The organism is Paraburkholderia sp. LEh10 (assembly GCF_017814945.1).
Lineage (GTDB): Bacteria > Pseudomonadota > Gammaproteobacteria > Burkholderiales > Burkholderiaceae > Paraburkholderia.
On the sequence record NZ_JAGIPX010000009.1, the window covers coordinates 1 to 16,873 of the forward strand.

Below are 16,873 nucleotides of genomic sequence, written 5' to 3' on the forward strand. Positions count from 1 at the left end.
CGACCATCTCCCCTACGGTACTGAAGTTTCGGCGAAATCGAGAGCACTCGCTACTACGGGGATTCTCGGGCGGATACTTTTCAACGAATCCATCCTTTCCTCCCACGATTCAATTAATACGGGCAGCGACACGAGGGTTTGTGCGCAGTTTCACAATGTTGCGACTTCATCGCCAGATGATAGACGCGAGAAGCCCTTCGAATGGGCAGGCACGAGCAGGAGAAGATCCCTCTTCCACCAGGGCAATCGGGTTGTGATGGTGGGATTGCTGGAAGAAACTTCTGGTCGAACTTCGCGCACTGAAAAAAGCCTGCCATCTTGCTGGGGTATGGTTCATGCTATATTTCGCATGCGAATTATTATTCTATTGCCGTTCCGATGACTGGAACGTGGAGCGAGGTTTCAAAATGAATCATCGGCTTGTCTATCTACTGAATGTGGGTCAGCGGCGCCTGCATCGGTGGTCGCAGGCTAGGACGGCCACGGGTGGAGTGACAGCAGCGCAAGCTGGGCTACTCTTTTTTCTGGCAAAGAACGACGGTGCGCTCACAAATGAAGCGGCCTCAGCCCTTGACCTCAAGGCGCCGGGAATGACTGGGCTGGTTGATCGAGCCGAACGGGCTGGTCTCATCGAACGCCATTCGGACGAATTCGATCGACGCGCGTCACGGCTGTGGCTGACGGAAGACGGGCGCGCCGCACTCAAGCGTTCGAAGGCAGTTCTCGCCGACTTGAATGTACGGCTGACGGACGGGTTCACTGCATCCGAGATCGACATCGTAGTGCGATGGCTGACAAGTTTGCAGGAGAAGTTTCCGGCCATTGACGAGAACCTGGAGTAGGGGACACCAACGGTGCCCCCTGATTCGTACCGTGCCTGTTATCGGACGACTCTCGTGAAATCCGGCTGGCGCTTTTGCGCAAACGCTGCGAAGGCTTCTTTCGCTTCGGCGCTTGCAAGTCGTTCCACGAAGATGGCGCTTTCGCAATCCATCTGAGCGACCAGCTTCTCTGACTCTCGCATCAGCCGCTTCATCGCGGTCAGCGACCCGATTGGCTTGGCGGCAATTTTCTCGGCGACACGGTGTGCCTCTGCACGGAGTTCCGCGCCGGGGATAGCCTTGTTTGCAATACCCCATGCAACGGCAGTATGTGCAGGAACGGCTTCCCCGAGAGCGAACATTTCGAATGCCTTGACATGCCCGATTCGCAACGGAAGCAGGTAGCTTGAAGCCGCTTCGGGCACGAGTGCCAGATTCACGAAGGGGGTTATCAATTGCGCCTCTTCGGAGAGAAGCACGTAGTCACAATGCAGCAACATAGTCGTTCCAACGCCGACGGCCTTGCCTTGGACTGCAGCAATAATCGGTTTGCTGGCATTCGCCAGGCTTCGCAGAAAGCGGACGACGTTGCGTTCCTTCGGGCCGTTTCCGGTCGACTGGGCTGCGAATTCCGAGACGTCGTTGCCAGCCGTGAATATGTCTCCATCGGCCTGAATCAACAACACACGGACGTCGTCGTCATTAGCTCTCGCGATGGCATCTGCAAGTGCGCCATACATGTCATTAGTGAGAGCGTTTTTCTTATCCGGTCGCGAAATCGTGACGGCCAGTACACCGCTACCTGATAGCTCAACTTTGATTTCCGGGGTCATTAGCTTGCCTCCTAAAATTTGCGGCGTCTTAGAGGCACCTCCTCTGGAACGCCGCGTTTAAATGTTCGCATGCGAAGTATAAGGTTATTCGCGTGCGAAACATATCCGCGAAAAATTGACGGGGTGTCAACTGAAACTTGACATCACGCAGCTGCGACACCGGCTGCGAGCGAACCCGGTCTTGCTCAAGTGTGCGAGAGCATCCCGTGAAGCCGCTTCGCAATGATTTCTTCGGCCTGGTGCATGATTCGTTCGACCGCTCGCCGATCCTGGGGATGTCATGAATGAGTCCGGCAACCATGCCGCGCGACCAGGCACCCGCGTCCAGTTCGCCGTCCTTCATGACACGCGGATAAATGCGGCCTACCTGCATCGGCCTAGCGTGACGCTCGTTCGCCATCAGAAGATCGCTCATCGCCGCGAATTGAACGCGGCTTAGGGAAAATCCTGGGCGGCCGAATATTTGTATTTCTTCAGACAAAAAATGCGCGCGAAAATCGGCGGATATCATTTTCAGCGCCAAGAGTCTTACTATTCGAAGCGCCAGCGTTGCGCAGCGCAACCGGTTTTTGCGTTCAACAGTGATGCGCTTATTCACAGATGACGCCGATTATCTCTTCAGCGCGGGGTTTTAGTTCGCGTAACGAGAAGAATGTCATCCATATGACAGCGCGGGGTCGGGCGCATATACGTATACCCGGAAATTTCCTGCACGATCGGTCTAAACTACCTTCTTCCGCATGCTGCGAAACAGCACCGCGCCTTCACCGGCAAGCGATCCGCGAACTAAACAAAAACGGACGAACGTTCGGCGATAAGCATGCTTTTACTGAAAACGTTTCCAATAAAAAATACTTGCTCGCAAAATAATCGATTGTTAATCTTGCGCCACTCTTAATTAATTCGTTGGACCGCGGTGCGTTTACGGCAGTGCATTTTCAGCCAGCCTAATGCTTATAACGGGGACATCCATGCTGACTGCTACTTTCGACGCATTTGAAGCGACACAAACGGTGCAAATCAATGTTGGGGACGTGGTGACGCTCAAAACGGGCGGCTCGCGTATGACGGTGACGTATGTGGGCCCGGTTGCCCGTAGAACGGGTGATTGGCTTGTGTGCCAATGGTTCGACGAGCATGGCGAACTGCGTCAGGAAACCTTCGCGCAGGATGACGTGTGGCGCCAGCCGCGCTCGATTCCCGCGGGCTCCGTGCATTTGCACAAGTTTGTTCGCACTGTTTCGCCTTGAACGCGAAGACGCGCCAGCAGGCGCCCTCGCAGTTTTCCCGCATTCGATTCTTCTGCTTGCACACACGACGCCGGGCCTGAAAGCCCGGCGTCGCTCGTTAACGCCTTGCTTGCATCGCCATTCGGATAGCGAGACCGGCAAGCACCGTACCCATCAGCCAGCGCTGAATCACGAGCCACGTCGGCCGGCGCGCGAGAAACACGGCCATCGATCCCGCCGTCATCGCAACAGTCGAATTGACGGAAATACTCAACACGATCTGAACCGCGCCGAAAATCAGCGATTGGCCGAGCACGCTGCCTTCGTGCGGATCGATGAACTGCGGCAGCAGCGACAGATAGAGCACGGCGATTTTCGGGTTCAGCAGATTCGTCACGAAGCCCATCGTGAACAGCTTGCGCGGACTGTCGACGGGCAAATCGGGCACCTGGAACGGCGAGCGGCCGCCCGGCTTGACGGCCTGCCACGCGAGATACAGCAGATAGAGCGCGCCGCCGAAGCGCAGCGCCTCGTACGCGAACGGCACGGCGAGCAGCAGCGCCGTGATGCCGAACGCCGCGCAGAACATATAGAAGACGAAGCCGAGCGCAACGCCGCCGAGTGAAATCAGGCCGGCCGTGCGGCCCTGGCAGATCGAACGCGAGATCAGATAGATCATGTTGGGCCCCGGCGTGAGCGCCATGCCGAGCGCGACGACGGCGAATGCGAGCAGATGCGTGGTTTGGGGCATTCAGTGAGCTCCAGTGAAGTAAGCGCGACGCGACGGCGTGCGCGAGGCCGGGGCATGCGAAGCTTCGTATGTCGCGCGCAATTCGCGAGCGCAACAGATACAAAGCAGGACCCATCCGTCGATACACTTGAGCGCGGCAGCCCGCCGCGACGATCAGCAGCTTGCACGCGGCGCGCAGTCGCACACCGCTGCGAAATCGCACAACGCTTCGGCCAGCGATTGCGCAGCGTTGGCGCTCAGCGCCGCAATGGCCGGAAGAAGCGCCGTATTTCTTCGGCGAGCAGCGCGGGCTGTTCCATCGCGGCGAAGTGCCCGCCGCGCGGCATGTCGGTGAATTGCGTGATGTCGAATACGCGCTCGATCCACGAACGCGGCGGCTGGCTGATCTCCTTCGGAAAGCGCGCGAAGCCGAGCGGCGGCGTGACGCGCTGGCCGGGCGCAAAGCGCAGCGGCTGCGCGCGCGTTTCCGCATAGAGCCGCATCGACGAGCCGATCGTCTGCGTATGCCAGTACAACGACAGATTCGTCAGCAACTGATCCTTCGAAAACACGCGCTCGACGTCGCCATCGCAATCGCTCCACGCGCGGAATTTCTCGACGATCCACGCAGCCAGTCCCACGGGCGAGTCGTTCAATCCAAAAGCGGCTGTGTGCGGCTTTGTCGCATGCATGTGCGCATACGCACCTTCGGCATCGGCAAACGCGGCTTTGGACGCGAGAAAGTCCTGCTCCTGCTGAGTGATCGGGGGATCGCCGGGGGCCAGCGCAGGCGTGTACGAACTCGGCAGAAAATTCAGGTGGATGCCGTCGACATGCTGCGGATGATGCGCAGCCAACGCAATCGACACGGCCGCGCCAAGGTCGCCGCCTTGCGCGCCGAATCGCTCGTAGCCGAGTCCTCGCATCAGTTCGGCCCACAGTTCCGCGATGGCGAACACCGACATGCCCGGCTTCGAAGGCCGTTCGGAAAAGCCGTAGCCGGGCATCGACGGCACCACGACGTCGAAAGCGTCGGCGGGGTCAGCGCCGACGGACGCTGGATCGCACAGATGCGGCAGCAGTTCGATGAACTCGATGAACGATCCGGGCCAGCCGTGCGTGATGACGAGCGGATAGGGCTTCGGACCCATGCCGCGCCGATGCAGGAAGTGCACCGACAAGCCGTTCACGCGCGCGATGAACTGCGGCTCCTGATTGAGCCGCGCTTGCGCTGCGCGCCAGTCGTACGCGCCCACCCAATAGTCGGCGAGATCGCGCAGATAGTGGAGGTCCGCGCCGAGCGCCCACGGCGCGCTGTCGAACGCATCGGGCCAGCGGGTTTGCGCGAGACGCGTCTTGAGCGCCGCGAGTTCGACATCGGGAATCGAAATCTGGAACTGCGTGATCTGCATGGCCTTATTCCTCTTTGTTCACAGCGCGAGCGCATGTCACGCCGGTGTCACTTCGAGCGGTCGCGCGACTCGCGCAACTGCACGCGGTCGCCGAGCAGCTTGGTGAAGCTGCGCATGCTGATGACGCGCCGCGAGCGCACGACCTCGCCTTCCAGATTGACGGGCGGATTCGGCTGGAACGCCCAGTAGAGCGCAATCAGCCAGCCGAACACGGACCAGCCCATGCATGCATTGAACAGTGCGAGCGTCAGCACGTCATGGCGCTTGCGGCGGTCGGCGACGATGGACGGCAGGAAATACAGTCCGAGCGCGGCTACCGTCGCCACGCCTTGAACCACGATGTTGTTGCTCATCGAAGCCTCCAGAGGCGCGGCATCTGATCTATTCATCGATTGTCGCGCGAATGCCGCGCGTCTGCTTGCCCGGCTGAAGGCCAAATGCAAGCGACGCGCATCGCAGCGAGCTCCGCGATGTGTCATTGGAGGGCGCGCCGCGCCGCGCGGCAGCGGACCGCGTGGATCGCGTGAATTCGGCAACGCGGCCTTGAAGGGCTATCATGTGCGTTTCGACAGAAGCGGATTGCCATCATGATCTCCGACGATACTCAACAGGCTCACAAGCTGAATCACGACACACTGCGCGAATTCGTCGATCGCAAATGGAACGATGAGATCGTGCCGGCTCTCACCGACTACATCGCCGTGCCCGCGAAGAGCCCGGCTTTCGATCCCGACTGGGAAAAGCACGGCTACATCGAGCGCGTGATCACGGAAGCGGCGAAGTGGGCCGAGCAGCAGCCCGTGCGCGGCCTGAAGCTCGAAATCGTCCGCTTGCCGGGCCGCACGCCCGTGATCTTCTTCGAATCGCCCGCCACGCGCTCGGGCAGCACGGAAACCATCGTGCTGTATGGCCATCTCGACAAGCAGCCGGAATTCGACGGCTGGCGCAAGGACCTCGGTCCGTGGACGCCCAAGCTCGAAGACGGCAAGCTCTACGGCCGCGGCGGCGCGGACGACGGCTACGCGATCTACGCGAGCCTCACGGCGCTCGCGGCGCTCGACGCGCAAGGCATCGAACGGCCGCGCTGCGTCGGCCTGATCGAGACCTGCGAAGAGTCGGGCAGCTACGATCTGCTGCCGTATGTCGACGCATTGCGCGCGCGCCTCGGCAAGGTCGGTCTCGTCGTGTGTCTCGATTCGGGCGCGGGCAACTACGATCAGCTATGGCTGACCACGTCGCTGCGCGGCCTCGTGTCCGGCGATCTGGAAGTGCAGGTGCTCGACGAAGGCATTCACTCGGGCGGCTACGGCGGCATCGCGCCGTCGAGCTTTCGCATCATGCGGCAACTGTTCGAGCGCCTCGAAGACGCCGCCGACGGCACGCTGCTGCCGAAGGGCTTCCATTGCCCCGTTCCCCTCGACCGTTTGAGCGAAGCCGAAGCCACCGCGAAGATTCTCGGCGACGACGTGTGGAAAAAGCTGCCGTGGGCGTGCGGCCAGGACGGCGGCCCCGTCTTGCCCACTACAACCGATTCGAAAGAGGCGCTGCTCAATTCGACGTGGCGTCCGTCGCTGTCGGTGACGGGCGCGGCAGGCTTGCCGGCGCTGGCCGACGCGGGCAACGTGCTGCGGCCGCGCACGGCGTTCAAGCTGTCGCTGCGTCTGCCGCCCCTCGTCGATGCGGATACGGCCGTGCAGCAGTTGAAGTCGCTGCTGGAGTTCGACCCGCCGTACAACGCGAAGGTCACGTTCAAGCCGGACGCGGGCGCGGCGACGGGCTGGAATGCGCCGGAGCTCGCGCCGTGGCTCGCGACCGCGCTCAACGACGCATCGCGCCAGCACTACGGCGCGGACGTCGCGTTCATCGGGCAGGGCGGCACGATCCCGCTGATGAACGTGCTGAAGGCGGGCTTTCCGACCTCGCAGTTCATGGTATGCGGCGTGCTCGGTCCGAAGTCGAACGCGCACGGTCCGAACGAGTTCCTGCATGTGCCGTACGGCAAGAAGCTGACGGCGTCCGTCGCGGAGGTGATCGCCGCCGCGCCTTGATGCGTCGGCCGGCATCGCGTCTGGCGTGTTCCATCTTTTCCGCGTTTCAATGCGAGGGGAGCCGGCCGGTTCCTCTCGCTGTCCGCCATTTCCTTTGATCGGGCCATCTTCGAATGAACGCTACGCGCACTGCCCAGACCTCCGCTCCCCGGATTCCCGCTGATCAACTGCACGCATACGTGCGCGCGATATGGGAGCAGGCGGGCAGCTCGCCGCGTGAAGCGCAGCTCGTCGCCGATCATCTCGTCGCGGCCAATCTCACGGGGCACGATTCGCACGGCGTCGGCATGATTCCGCGCTATGTCGATTCGTTGCGCGATCACGAATTGAAGCTCAATGCTCACGCTTCTGTCGTGAAGGACGTCGGCGCCGTGCTGACCCTCGACGGCGGCAAGGGCTTCGGCCAGGTCGTCGCGCACGAGGCGATGGAGCAGGGCATCGAGCGCGCGAAAAAGCTCGGCGTATGCGCCGTCGCGCTGCGCAACGCGCATCACGTCGGCCGCATCGGACACTGGGCCGAGCAGTGCGCGAAGGCGGGATTCGTGTCGTTTCATTTCGTCAACGTCGCGGGCGATCCCCTCGTCGCGCCGTTCGGCGGCGCGGACCGCCGCATCGGCACCAATCCGTTTTGCGCAGCCTTCCCGCGCGAGGGCAAGGCGCCGCTCGTGCTCGACTTTGCGACGAGCGCCGTGGCCTATGGCAAGACGCGCGTCGCGTACAACGAGGGCAAGCAGCTGCCGCCCGGCTCGCTGATCGACCACGACGGCAAGCCGACTGTCGAGCCGAAAGTGATGATGGAGCCGCCTTTCGGCGCGCTGATGCCGGTGGGCGGGCAGGCGGGCGGTCACAAGGGCTTCGGGCTCGCGGCAATGTGCGAGGTCTTCGGCGGTGCGCTGACGGGCGGCTATACGACGCATGAGGCGACGCTGCAAACGACGAACGCGATTATCAACTGCATGCTGTCGGTGATCGTCGACCCCGCCGCGTTCGATGCGCCCAATGCCGAAGCCGAGGCGGACGCGTTCATCGCGTGGGTGAAGGCATCGCCGCTCACGGCGGGCGCCGAACGCATCTACGCACCGGGCGAGCCGGAGCGCGCGACGCGCGCCGAGCGTGAAGCCAACGGCATTCCCGTGGACCCCGAGACATGGCGGCAGATTCGCGAGTCGGCGCTCGCGGCCGGCCTTTCGCAAGAGCAGGCGGATAGCTGGTCGGCGCTGCTGCCGTAAGCCGCCCGTTACCACGGTTCGCGGATGCCACAAAATGTGGCCCGCCTATCGTTGCATTTTCATCGACATACACGCGCCACATGACGGGTTCGAACGGGCCGCGTCGTGCTTCGCGTTCACTCTTGCGCGACTGCCGCTTTTAGAAACGGCGCAGGCAAATATCCTATTGCCGCTTTTTGCCGCGCACTGCCCCGATTTCACAAAAAAATGCAATCCGAATAAGCTTGGATTGCAATAAGCATGGGTAAAAACGCCCGAAAATTAAAACAAAAATTCTAATCGCCGCTTTCGCCTTTTTCGAAGCGGGGAAGAGCACGCGTTTGGAGTTTTACTTCGAACCGCAATCGTTTGCGCGAACGGCTCTGGTCAAGAGCCCCGTCCAGTGGGCTTCGGATTGCTTATGTCGAACTGCCATCTTCTGTTCGTTTGGCCCTCCCTGCGGATTCCGGTCTGTTTTAGGCTCGCAATGCTTCACCCCAAGTTGTTCAACTTTAAAAGGACCGTTCAAAATGAATCTGCAAAACCACCACGCCTGCCGTCCGTTCCTCGAAGCTGGCAAGCTGTCGCAAATCTCCGCCTATTACGAAGAAGAGCGCAACGTCATGTGGATGATGTTGCGGGCGCAACCGCGTCCGTGCTTCAACCTCGAACTCGTGAGCGACATTCTCGAACTCGCGCGGGCCGCGCGCGATTGCGGCGTGCGGATCGATTTCTGGGTGACGGGCTCCGTCATTCCGACGATGTTCAATGTCGGCGGCGACCTCAATTTCTTCGCCGACGCGATCCGCTCGGGCCGCCGCCAGGAGTTGATGGCGTACGCGCGCGCGTGCGTCGATTGCGTGCACGCGGCGGCGCGCGGTTTCGACACGGGCGCGATCTCGATTGCGATGGTCGAGGGCACGGCGCTCGGCGGAGGTTTCGAAGCAGCGCTCGCGCATCATTTCCTGCTCGCCCAGAACGATGCGCGGATGGGCTTTCCGGAGATCGCGTTCAATCTGTTCCCCGGCATGGGCGGCTACTCGCTCGTTGCCCGCAAGGCGGGCATGCGCGTCGCGGAGGAACTGATCGGCGGCGGCGAATCGCACACGGCTGAATGGTACGAAAGCCGCGGCCTCGTCGATCAGATTTTCGAGCCGGGCGACGCCTTCGTCGCGACGCGCACGTTCATCGACACGTTGCGCCCCAAGCTCAACGGCATCCGTGCGATGGTGCGGGCGCGTCAGCGCGTGCTGCAACTCTCCCGCGCCGAGTTGATGGAGATCACCGAGGACTGGGTGCAGGCCGCGTTCACGATCGAGGAGAAAGACCTCGCGTTCATGGAGCGGCTCGTCATGCTGCAAAACCGCCGCACGGGCAACCTGCGTCAGGCGGTGATGAACGTTGCGTGAACCTTGCGTGAAAGCAGACTGATTGGCAGAACGCCCCGCGCATCGCACGTCTCGCGCTTTGTCTGCACCCATCAGATCTCGATGCATCTTTCCACGTAGCACTCGACGCAACACACAGGCATCACGCAGCATGCACGCAGCAGTAGCCAGCCGCGCGAGCGGCCGCAGAAGATCCGTCAGGTCGAGCGAACTTTCGGGGGTTCAGGCGATCAGGCGGATCTTCTGCCTGTCGTGCAGCCAGCGCTCGAATTCGGCGGCGGGCATCGGCTTGCCGTACAGAAACCCCTGGACGTACTCGACGCCCAGCCCCTTCATGAACAGTTCTTCCGATTCCGTCTCGATCCCTTCGGCGACGACCTTCAGTTGCAGCGCCTGCGCGACGGCTACCATCGAGCGCACCAGCGCCTGAGACTTCTTGTCCGCGTTGATCGAACTCACGAAGCTGCGGTCCAGCTTGATGACGTCGAGGGGGATGCGGCCAAGCTGCGACAGCGACGAATAGCCGGTGCCGAAATCGTCCAGATGGACCTGCGCGCCCAGATCACGGAACTGCGTGATGAGGTCGATCGCGGCCGCTTCGTCTTCGATCAGGCAACTTTCCGTCAGCTCGATGTCGAGCAGGCAGGAAGCGAGATGCGCGCGCTGCAAGGCCTCGCGGAAGTGCGCGACGACGGCGGTATCCACCAGCTGCCGCGCCGACACGTTGATCGCGACGCGCAGCGACAATCCGCGCGCCTTCCATTGAGCGGCCTGTTCCGCCGCCGTCTGCATGACCCAGCGGCCGAGCGGCCCGATGAGCCCCGATTCCTCCGCATAGCGGATGAACGCGGCAGGCATGATCTGCCCGCGCTCCGGCGAATTCCAGCGCACCAGCGCCTCGACGCCGTACACAGTGCCCGTCGCAAGCGACAGCTTCGGCTGATAGTGCAAAGTCAACTGGCCTTCTTCCAGTCCGCGCCGCAGGTTCGTATCGAGCCACATGTATTCGGCGACCTTGCGGTTCATCTCCGGCGAGAACACGCGATAGGTGCGCTTGCCGTCGTCCTTCGCGACGTACATCGCGGTGTCGGCGGCGCGGATCAGCGCTTCCAGGCTGTCGCCGTGTTCGGGGAACATCGCGATGCCGATCGAGCAGCCCGTGTAGACCTCGACGAGGCCGAGGCTGAACGGCGTGCGCAGGCGCTCCAGAATGCGCTGCGCGATCGCTTCCATCGACGCGGCGCAGGCGACGGGCGACAGCACGATGAACTCGTCGCCGCCCAGGCGCGCGAGCGTGTCGTCCGCGCCGAGACATTCGCGCACGGCCGACGACACGTCCTGGATCAGCCGGTCGCCGAACACGTGGCCGTAGTGATCGTTGACCTTCTTGAAGTTGTCGAGATCGAGAAACAGAATGCCGACGGAGTCGCCCGCCGCCGCGCCCGCGATGGCCGCGCGCGTCTTGTCGTGGATCGCGTTGCGGTTGGGCAGGCCCGTCAGCGAATCGGTGTTCGCAAGTTCCGACAGCCGCTCCTGCGCGCGGCGTTCTTCCGTGATGTCGGTGCCCGAGCAGATCAGAAACTGCTCGTCGACGCCGCTGCCGCTCATCACGAACTTGTTGCGAAACAGAAAGAGCCGCTCGCCGTGCACGGTGCGCACCCTGCGCTCGACTTCGTACGCGACGCCGCGATTGAAAAAGCCCGAGATGTTCTGGCTCGACTCCGCGCCCGCTTCCGACGACATGAAGAGCGCCCACACGCTGCGCCCGACGACGTCCTCTTCCTTCATGCCCGTGAGTTCTTCGGCGAGACGGTTGAAGCGCTGGATGCGGCCGTACTTGTCGACGATCACGACCACGGAGTTGACTTCCGACACGACCTGTTCGGCGAACGACAGGCCATGCACCAGATCGCGCGCGACGGATTCCGTGTCCTCGAATGCGGACGCCGTGCCGGCCCAGGTGCTGCTATTGAGCTTCTTGCCGACGAGGTGCAGGCGTATCGGCTCGCCATACAGACGCACGTCCATCGTCAGGTGCGACGTCACGCCCGTCAGGCGGCGGATCTGCGCGGCCTGCGCGCCCGATAGCGCGATCGCGACCGTCGCGGCGTCGTCTTCCGTTTCGGGCATGAGTTCGAGCGCGTTGCTGTCGCTAGACAGGCGCCAGCACGGACTGCTCGTTCCGAAGCGGGCGAAAAGCACCTGGTCGTGTTGGTCGTTCATGAGTGGTCCACGGGCGAACAGTTGCCTCCAGTCGAGCTCCGAATACGAGCACAGCACGCGGGCGGCGAAGGATCCTGTTGACTGACGGGCTTCATTGTATCGAAGCGGCCGGATCTCCGGCTCCGAATTGGATAACGACCTTCTAAACGCCTTTCTTTAATCACATTGCATAGAAATTGTGACGTTTCCTCGGGAACGGTTCCACAAACGTTCAGGCGACGCGTGCGCCGTCCGGTGTGCGATCGTCGCGGCGATAACAAGACGCGACGGCAGACCAGACCGGTTGTCCACCTGTTCCGATGAGGAGGCATGAGCAAGCCGTCGTGTGTGCCGGTCCTGAGCGTTCATCGCAATGATTCAACCGCCGTTCCCGGTGTTCCGAACGGCATGGCCACGAGGTTGTGGCGGCCGTGCAAGCACTCAGATGTGTTCAATATCGCCGTGCGAGCCGCATGCGCATCTGCTGCTTCGTCTCGCCGTCGGCGTCGGGTGGAAAGTTGAACTCGCCGGATACGAGTGTCGCGACGGGGACGCCGTCGCGATAGAGCACGCGGTTGCCCGCGACGGCGGGCACCTTGTTGCCGGGCAGCAGCGTGCCCACGAGGTTCAATGGATCGGTTCCCGCCACGCACACATAAGCGCCGTCGTTTGCGTGCCGCCGCACTTCGCGCAGCAGCGGAACCGCTTCGGGCAGCGCGAACTGTTCGCCCGCGAGACCGTTCACGAAGCGCCCGCCGCGCACCTGGCCGCGCGCTTCGAGCCGCTGGTACACGCGCAGCAGATCGCGCCACGGCGGCAGCCATTCGGCTTCGCGTTCGAGCAGCCGCCAGAACACGACGCCATAACGGCGCAGCAGCGCCATCGCCACATGTTCGAGCACCTCCGGCGCGAACGAGGACGACGGGCGGGAACGCGAGGGCGCGGCCGAAGCAGCCGCTGCTCCTTCGGTTTCGGTTGCAGGCCGCCGACGCAATAGCGCCCAGCGTCCCGCATCGTCCATGCCGCCGATCAGCGCGCCGGCGCCGCGCGGACGGCGGCCCGGATAGTGCGATGCGTTGCGTTTCGCGACAGGCTTGAGCAATGCGCGAAGACCCGCAAAGCTATCCGAATTGACGAGGCCCGCCGCGACCAGTTCGCCGAGCGCGTTCTCAAGCTCGATGCGCAGCAGATGTACGTCGCTTGCGAGTTCGTCGAAGAACATCGCGCCGTGCTGTGTCAACGTGTCGAACACGAGTTGCGCTTTCGGCGACAGCTCCGGCTGCTTCGACGAATCCAGCAGCGCGCTCCACACGGGCAGCGCGCGGCGCGGCAACAGCACGACGGGCGTGCTGCGCACGGGTCCGCTCGTGCCGCGCGCGCGGTCGGTCAGCCGGGTCCAGACGATCTTGCCGGAGCGGCACAGTTCGTCGAGCGACGTGACCGCATAGTCCTTCAGCCGCGCGGGAAGCAGGTCCTCTTCCCACGCGCTCGCGGCGGCCTGGAAACCTTCCAGCTGATCGAGCACGGCTGCGAGCGCATTGCGTCCTTCGCCGCGCGTATCGGGCGTGAGGCGTTGCCACGCAAACAGGAAGCGCATGAAGTCATGCCGTTCGACAGGTTCGATCTCGCGCCGCAAGCGCCGCACCGTATAGCGATGAATCCGCGCGAGCAGATGCCGCTCGCACCATTCGTCGTCGGTGGCGCCGGGCGTGAAGCGGCCGCGCATCACATAGCCTTGCGCTTCGAGGCGCGTGAGCGCCTGCGCGACAGCCGATGCGGGCAGCGCCAGCGTGCGCGCAATCGCGGGGAGCGGCAGCGGCCCGAATCCCGTCAGACGCGCGCGCACCACATCGACGAGCGCATCGTCTTCGGTCCAGACTTCCTCGAAACCTTTGGGCGCGCGGATCGAAGGTTCGATTTGCGCATGCGGATAGATCGCGCGCAGGCACGTCAGCCGCTCGGCGGGCAGCCACAGCGAGTCGTGCTGCGCGACCTGCATCCGCGTCGCGTGGCCCGTTTTCGCAAGCTCGGCGAGCCATGCCGTCCAGCCTTCGTTGCGCCGCGCTTCCTCTTCCGTGATGCATGCGAGGCCCGTCAGCGCTTCGTGCATCTCGTCGGCGCCGCGCACTTGCGGCCACGCTTCCTCGCCGACGCTCGCTATCGCATCGGCATCGAGCGCGCCGAGATCGTCGGCGGACTCGGGGCCGCTCGTGTAGCGGCGGTTCAGCACGGCCTGCGTGCGGCGTTCTTCGATTGGCGCATCGTCGAGAAACGCATACGGCTTGGCCGTCAGGATTTCAGCGGCGAGCGGCGACGGCGCGGGCAGGTCGCGGCTCACGAGTGCAATCGCGCCCTGTTCGATCCGGCGCAGCAGCGCGAGCCATGCGTGCGTGTCCATCGCGTCGTGCAGGCAATCGTCGATGGTCTGATCGACGAGGGGATGACGCGGCACTTCGCGCTCCCCCGCGACGTTCTCCACGCACGCGGCCTGGTCGGGAAACACGGTCGCGAGCAGATCGTCGCTGCGCATGCGCTGCAACGGCGGCGGCGTCTTGCGCCCGCCCGTGTAGCGCGGCAGCGCGAGCGCCGTCGTCGCGTTCCAGCGCCAGCGCACGCCGAACAGCGGCGCGTCGAGCAGCGCCTGGATCAGCACGTGCTCGGCCGTCGCGGTTCGCAGGTAGCGCCACACTTCGTCGAGCGCGAAACTGTGCGCGCCCGTGAGCGACAGCACGATGGCATCCTCGGTTGCGGCGGCCTGCAACTCGAAGTTGAACGTGCGGCAAAAACGCTTGCGCAGCGCGAGTCCCCACGCGCGATTCACACGGCTGCCGAACGGCGTGTGGATCACGAGCTGCGTGCCGCCGGATTCGTCGAAGAAGCGCTCCATCACGAGCGTGTCCTGGGTCGGCAACGCGCCCAGCGTCTGGCGGGCACGCGCAAGGTACTCGACGATCTGGCGCGCGGCCGGCTCGACGATGCCTGTCTGCTCGACGAGCGAGGCGATCGCGGGTTCGAGATCGAGCACGGCGGCCGGCTGGCCGGCGACGGCGCTGAAGCCGTCGCGCGAATCGCCGAGCCGCGAATCGCCGAACCCGTCGGATTCGGCCGTCGTCGCGACGCAGGCTTGCGCAGTCGTACTGGCGTCGGCGAGCAGCCGCTCGATTTGCGCGCGCAGCCGCGCGACGCCCGCCGACAGTTCGTCGCTGCGTCCCGGCGCTTCGCCGAGCCAGAAAGGAATGTTCGGTGGCTGGCCTTGCGCATCCTCGACGCGCACGCGGCCGCTTTCGACGCGCATGATCCGGTACGACGCATTGCCGAGCTGGAACACGTCGCCCGCGAGACTTTCGACGGCGAAGTCCTCGTTGACCGTGCCGATGTTGAGCCCCTGCGGTTCGAGGATCACCGCGTAATCGGCGTTCTCCGGAATCGTGCCACCCGACGTGACGGCATAGAGCTTCGCGCCGCGCCGCCCGCGCATCGTGCCGTTGACGACGTCGCGATGCACGTACGCGGCGCGCGGCCCATGACGGCTCGTGTAGCCCTCGGCGAGCATGCGCAGCACGGCGTCGTATTGCGCGCGCTCGAGTTCGGCGTACGGCGCGGCATGGCGGAACAAGTCGAACAGCGCGTCTTCGCTCCATTCCGCGTTGCAGACTTCGGCGACGATCTGCTGCGCGAGCACGTCGAGCGGCGCGCGCGGAATATGCAGCAGGTCCAGCTCGCCGCGTCTCACGCAATCGAGCAGCGCTGCGCACTCGATCAGGTCGTCGCGCGAAGCCGGAAAAAGCCGGCCCTTCGGCATGCCGCCCACGTGATGCCCGGAGCGCCCGACGCGCTGCAGAAACGGCGCGATCGCGCGCGGCGAACCCATCTGGCAGACGAGATCGACGTCGCCGATATCGATGCCCAGTTCCAGCGAAGCCGTCGCGATCAACACGCGCAGTTCGCCGCGCTTTAGCCGCTGCTCGGCATCAAAGCGATGTTCTTTCGCGAGGCTGCCGTGATGTGCGGCGACGGCGTCCTTGCCGAGCCGCTCGGTCAGATGACGCGCGACGCGCTCCGCCATGCGCCGCGTATTGACGAAGACGAGCGTCGTGCGGTGTTGCGCGACGAGTTCCGCGAGCCGGTTATAGACGAGCTCCCACGCTTCGTTCGACATCACGGCTTCGAGCGGCACGGGTGGAATCTCGAGCGCGAGATCGCGCTCGCGCACGTGGCCCACATCGACGATCGCGCAATCGGCGGGCTCGCCGCTTCCTGGGCCGAGGTCGGGACTCGCCCCGCCGACGAGAAAGCGCGCAACGGCCTCGATCGGTTTTTGCGTCGCCGACAGCCCGATGCGAGGCAGGCGCCGTCCACACAGCGCATCGAGCCGTTCGAGCGACAGCGCGAGGTGGCTGCCGCGCTTGCTGCCCGCCATCGCGTGGATCTCGTCGACGATCACCGTGCGCACCGTCGACAGCATCTTGCGGCCCGACTCCGAGCCGAGCAGCACGTAGAGCGATTCGGGCGTCGTGACGAGAATGTGCGGCGCGCGCTTCTTGAGCGCCGCGCGTTCCTGCTGTGTCGTGTCGCCCGTGCGCACGGCGGTGCGGATATCGGGGACGGGCAGTCCGCGTTGCGCGAGCTCGCTTGCGATCCCTTCGAGCGGCGTTTGCAGATTGATGCGGATGTCATTCGACAACGCCTTCAGCGGCGACACATAGACGACCAGCGTTTGATCCGGCAGCGTGCCGTCGTGCGCGAGTCCGTCGCGCACGAGTTGATCGAGCGCGGCGAGAAACGCGGTCAGCGTCTTGCCGGAGCCCGTCGGCGCGGCGACGAGCGCGTGCCGGCCGCTGCGGATCAGCGGCCATGCGGCGGCTTGCGCGTCGGTGGGCGCGGGAAAGGTTTTCTCGAACCAGCTCGCGACGGCGGGATGAAAATCGGCCAGCGCGCGGGCGGCGGGGGAGACGGAAGTCATGGCATCGAAGATGGGGGCGGGAAGCCGAATATCCAGTGC

General features: G+C 63.7%; 13 protein-coding genes. 6 read left to right on the forward strand and 7 right to left on the reverse strand.

The features are described from left to right. Positions 1-382 (forward strand): hypothetical protein (locus J8I87_RS09645; RefSeq protein ID WP_209931230.1); only part of this gene is annotated, 382 nt, incomplete at its 5' end. A 25-nt stretch (positions 383-407) separates the two neighbouring features. After that, positions 408-842: a MarR family winged helix-turn-helix transcriptional regulator gene (locus tag J8I87_RS09650; protein ID WP_209931231.1), complete on the forward strand. Its 435-nt coding sequence runs from the start codon at positions 408-410 to the stop codon at positions 840-842. 38 nt (positions 843-880) lie between these two features. Here the strand turns inward: J8I87_RS09650 and J8I87_RS09655 are convergent, their stop codons facing one another. Next, the gene (locus tag J8I87_RS09655; protein ID WP_209931232.1) at positions 881-1,654 is read right to left on the reverse strand and encodes an enoyl-CoA hydratase-related protein; all 774 of its coding nucleotides are present in this window, start codon (positions 1,652-1,654) and stop codon (positions 881-883) included. Positions 1,655-1,682: 28 nt separating this feature from the next. Continuing rightward, positions 1,683-2,252, reverse strand: coding sequence for a hypothetical protein (locus J8I87_RS09660; protein ID WP_209931233.1), 570 nt, complete (start codon positions 2,250-2,252; stop codon positions 1,683-1,685). 373 nt (positions 2,253-2,625) lie between these two features. Here J8I87_RS09660 and J8I87_RS09665 point away from each other — a divergent pair, with 373 nt between their 5' ends. Beyond that, on the forward strand, positions 2,626-2,904 hold the full coding sequence (locus tag J8I87_RS09665; protein ID WP_209931234.1) for a YodC family protein: 279 nt from the start codon (positions 2,626-2,628) through the stop codon (positions 2,902-2,904). Positions 2,905-3,001: 97 nt separating this feature from the next. Here the strand turns inward: J8I87_RS09665 and J8I87_RS09670 are convergent, their stop codons facing one another. From J8I87_RS09670 to J8I87_RS09680, 3 genes are all read right to left on the reverse strand, one after another. Next, the gene (locus tag J8I87_RS09670) at positions 3,002-3,634 is read right to left on the reverse strand and encodes a LysE family translocator (RefSeq protein WP_209931235.1); all 633 of its coding nucleotides are present in this window, start codon (positions 3,632-3,634) and stop codon (positions 3,002-3,004) included. 236 nt (positions 3,635-3,870) lie between these two features. Further along, the gene (locus tag J8I87_RS09675; protein ID WP_209931236.1) at positions 3,871-5,025 is read right to left on the reverse strand and encodes an epoxide hydrolase family protein; all 1,155 of its coding nucleotides are present in this window, start codon (positions 5,023-5,025) and stop codon (positions 3,871-3,873) included. A 47-nt stretch (positions 5,026-5,072) separates the two neighbouring features. Then, entirely contained in the window at positions 5,073-5,378 is a 306-nt protein-coding gene (locus tag J8I87_RS09680; protein ID WP_209931237.1) for a superinfection immunity protein, read from the reverse strand. Positions 5,379-5,612: 234 nt separating this feature from the next. Here J8I87_RS09680 and J8I87_RS09685 point away from each other — a divergent pair, with 234 nt between their 5' ends. The 3 genes from J8I87_RS09685 (at position 5,613) to J8I87_RS09695 (ending at position 9,690) form a co-directional block, all read left to right on the forward strand. Next, positions 5,613-7,073 carry a M20 family metallopeptidase gene (locus J8I87_RS09685; RefSeq protein ID WP_209931238.1) on the forward strand — a complete coding sequence of 487 codons (1,461 nt, stop codon included), beginning with the start codon at positions 5,613-5,615 and terminating at the stop codon, positions 7,071-7,073. A gap of 113 nt (positions 7,074-7,186) precedes the next feature. Continuing rightward, a complete protein-coding gene (locus tag J8I87_RS09690) occupies positions 7,187-8,302 on the forward strand; it encodes a malate/lactate/ureidoglycolate dehydrogenase (RefSeq protein WP_209931239.1) in 1,116 nt (371 codons plus the stop codon). A 509-nt stretch (positions 8,303-8,811) separates the two neighbouring features. Further along, entirely contained in the window at positions 8,812-9,690 is an 879-nt protein-coding gene (locus J8I87_RS09695; protein ID WP_209931240.1) for a crotonase/enoyl-CoA hydratase family protein, read from the forward strand. A gap of 201 nt (positions 9,691-9,891) precedes the next feature. Here J8I87_RS09695 and pdeR read toward each other — a convergent pair whose 3' ends face one another. Further along, positions 9,892-11,892, reverse strand: coding sequence for a cyclic di-GMP phosphodiesterase (pdeR, locus tag J8I87_RS09700; protein WP_209931241.1), 2,001 nt, complete (start codon positions 11,890-11,892; stop codon positions 9,892-9,894). Between the two features lie 430 nt (positions 11,893-12,322). Beyond that, complete coding sequence (locus tag J8I87_RS09705; RefSeq protein ID WP_209931242.1) at positions 12,323-16,834, reverse strand: DEAD/DEAH box helicase; 4,512 nt, start codon at positions 16,832-16,834, stop codon at positions 12,323-12,325. Positions 16,835-16,873: the final 39 nt, after the last annotated feature.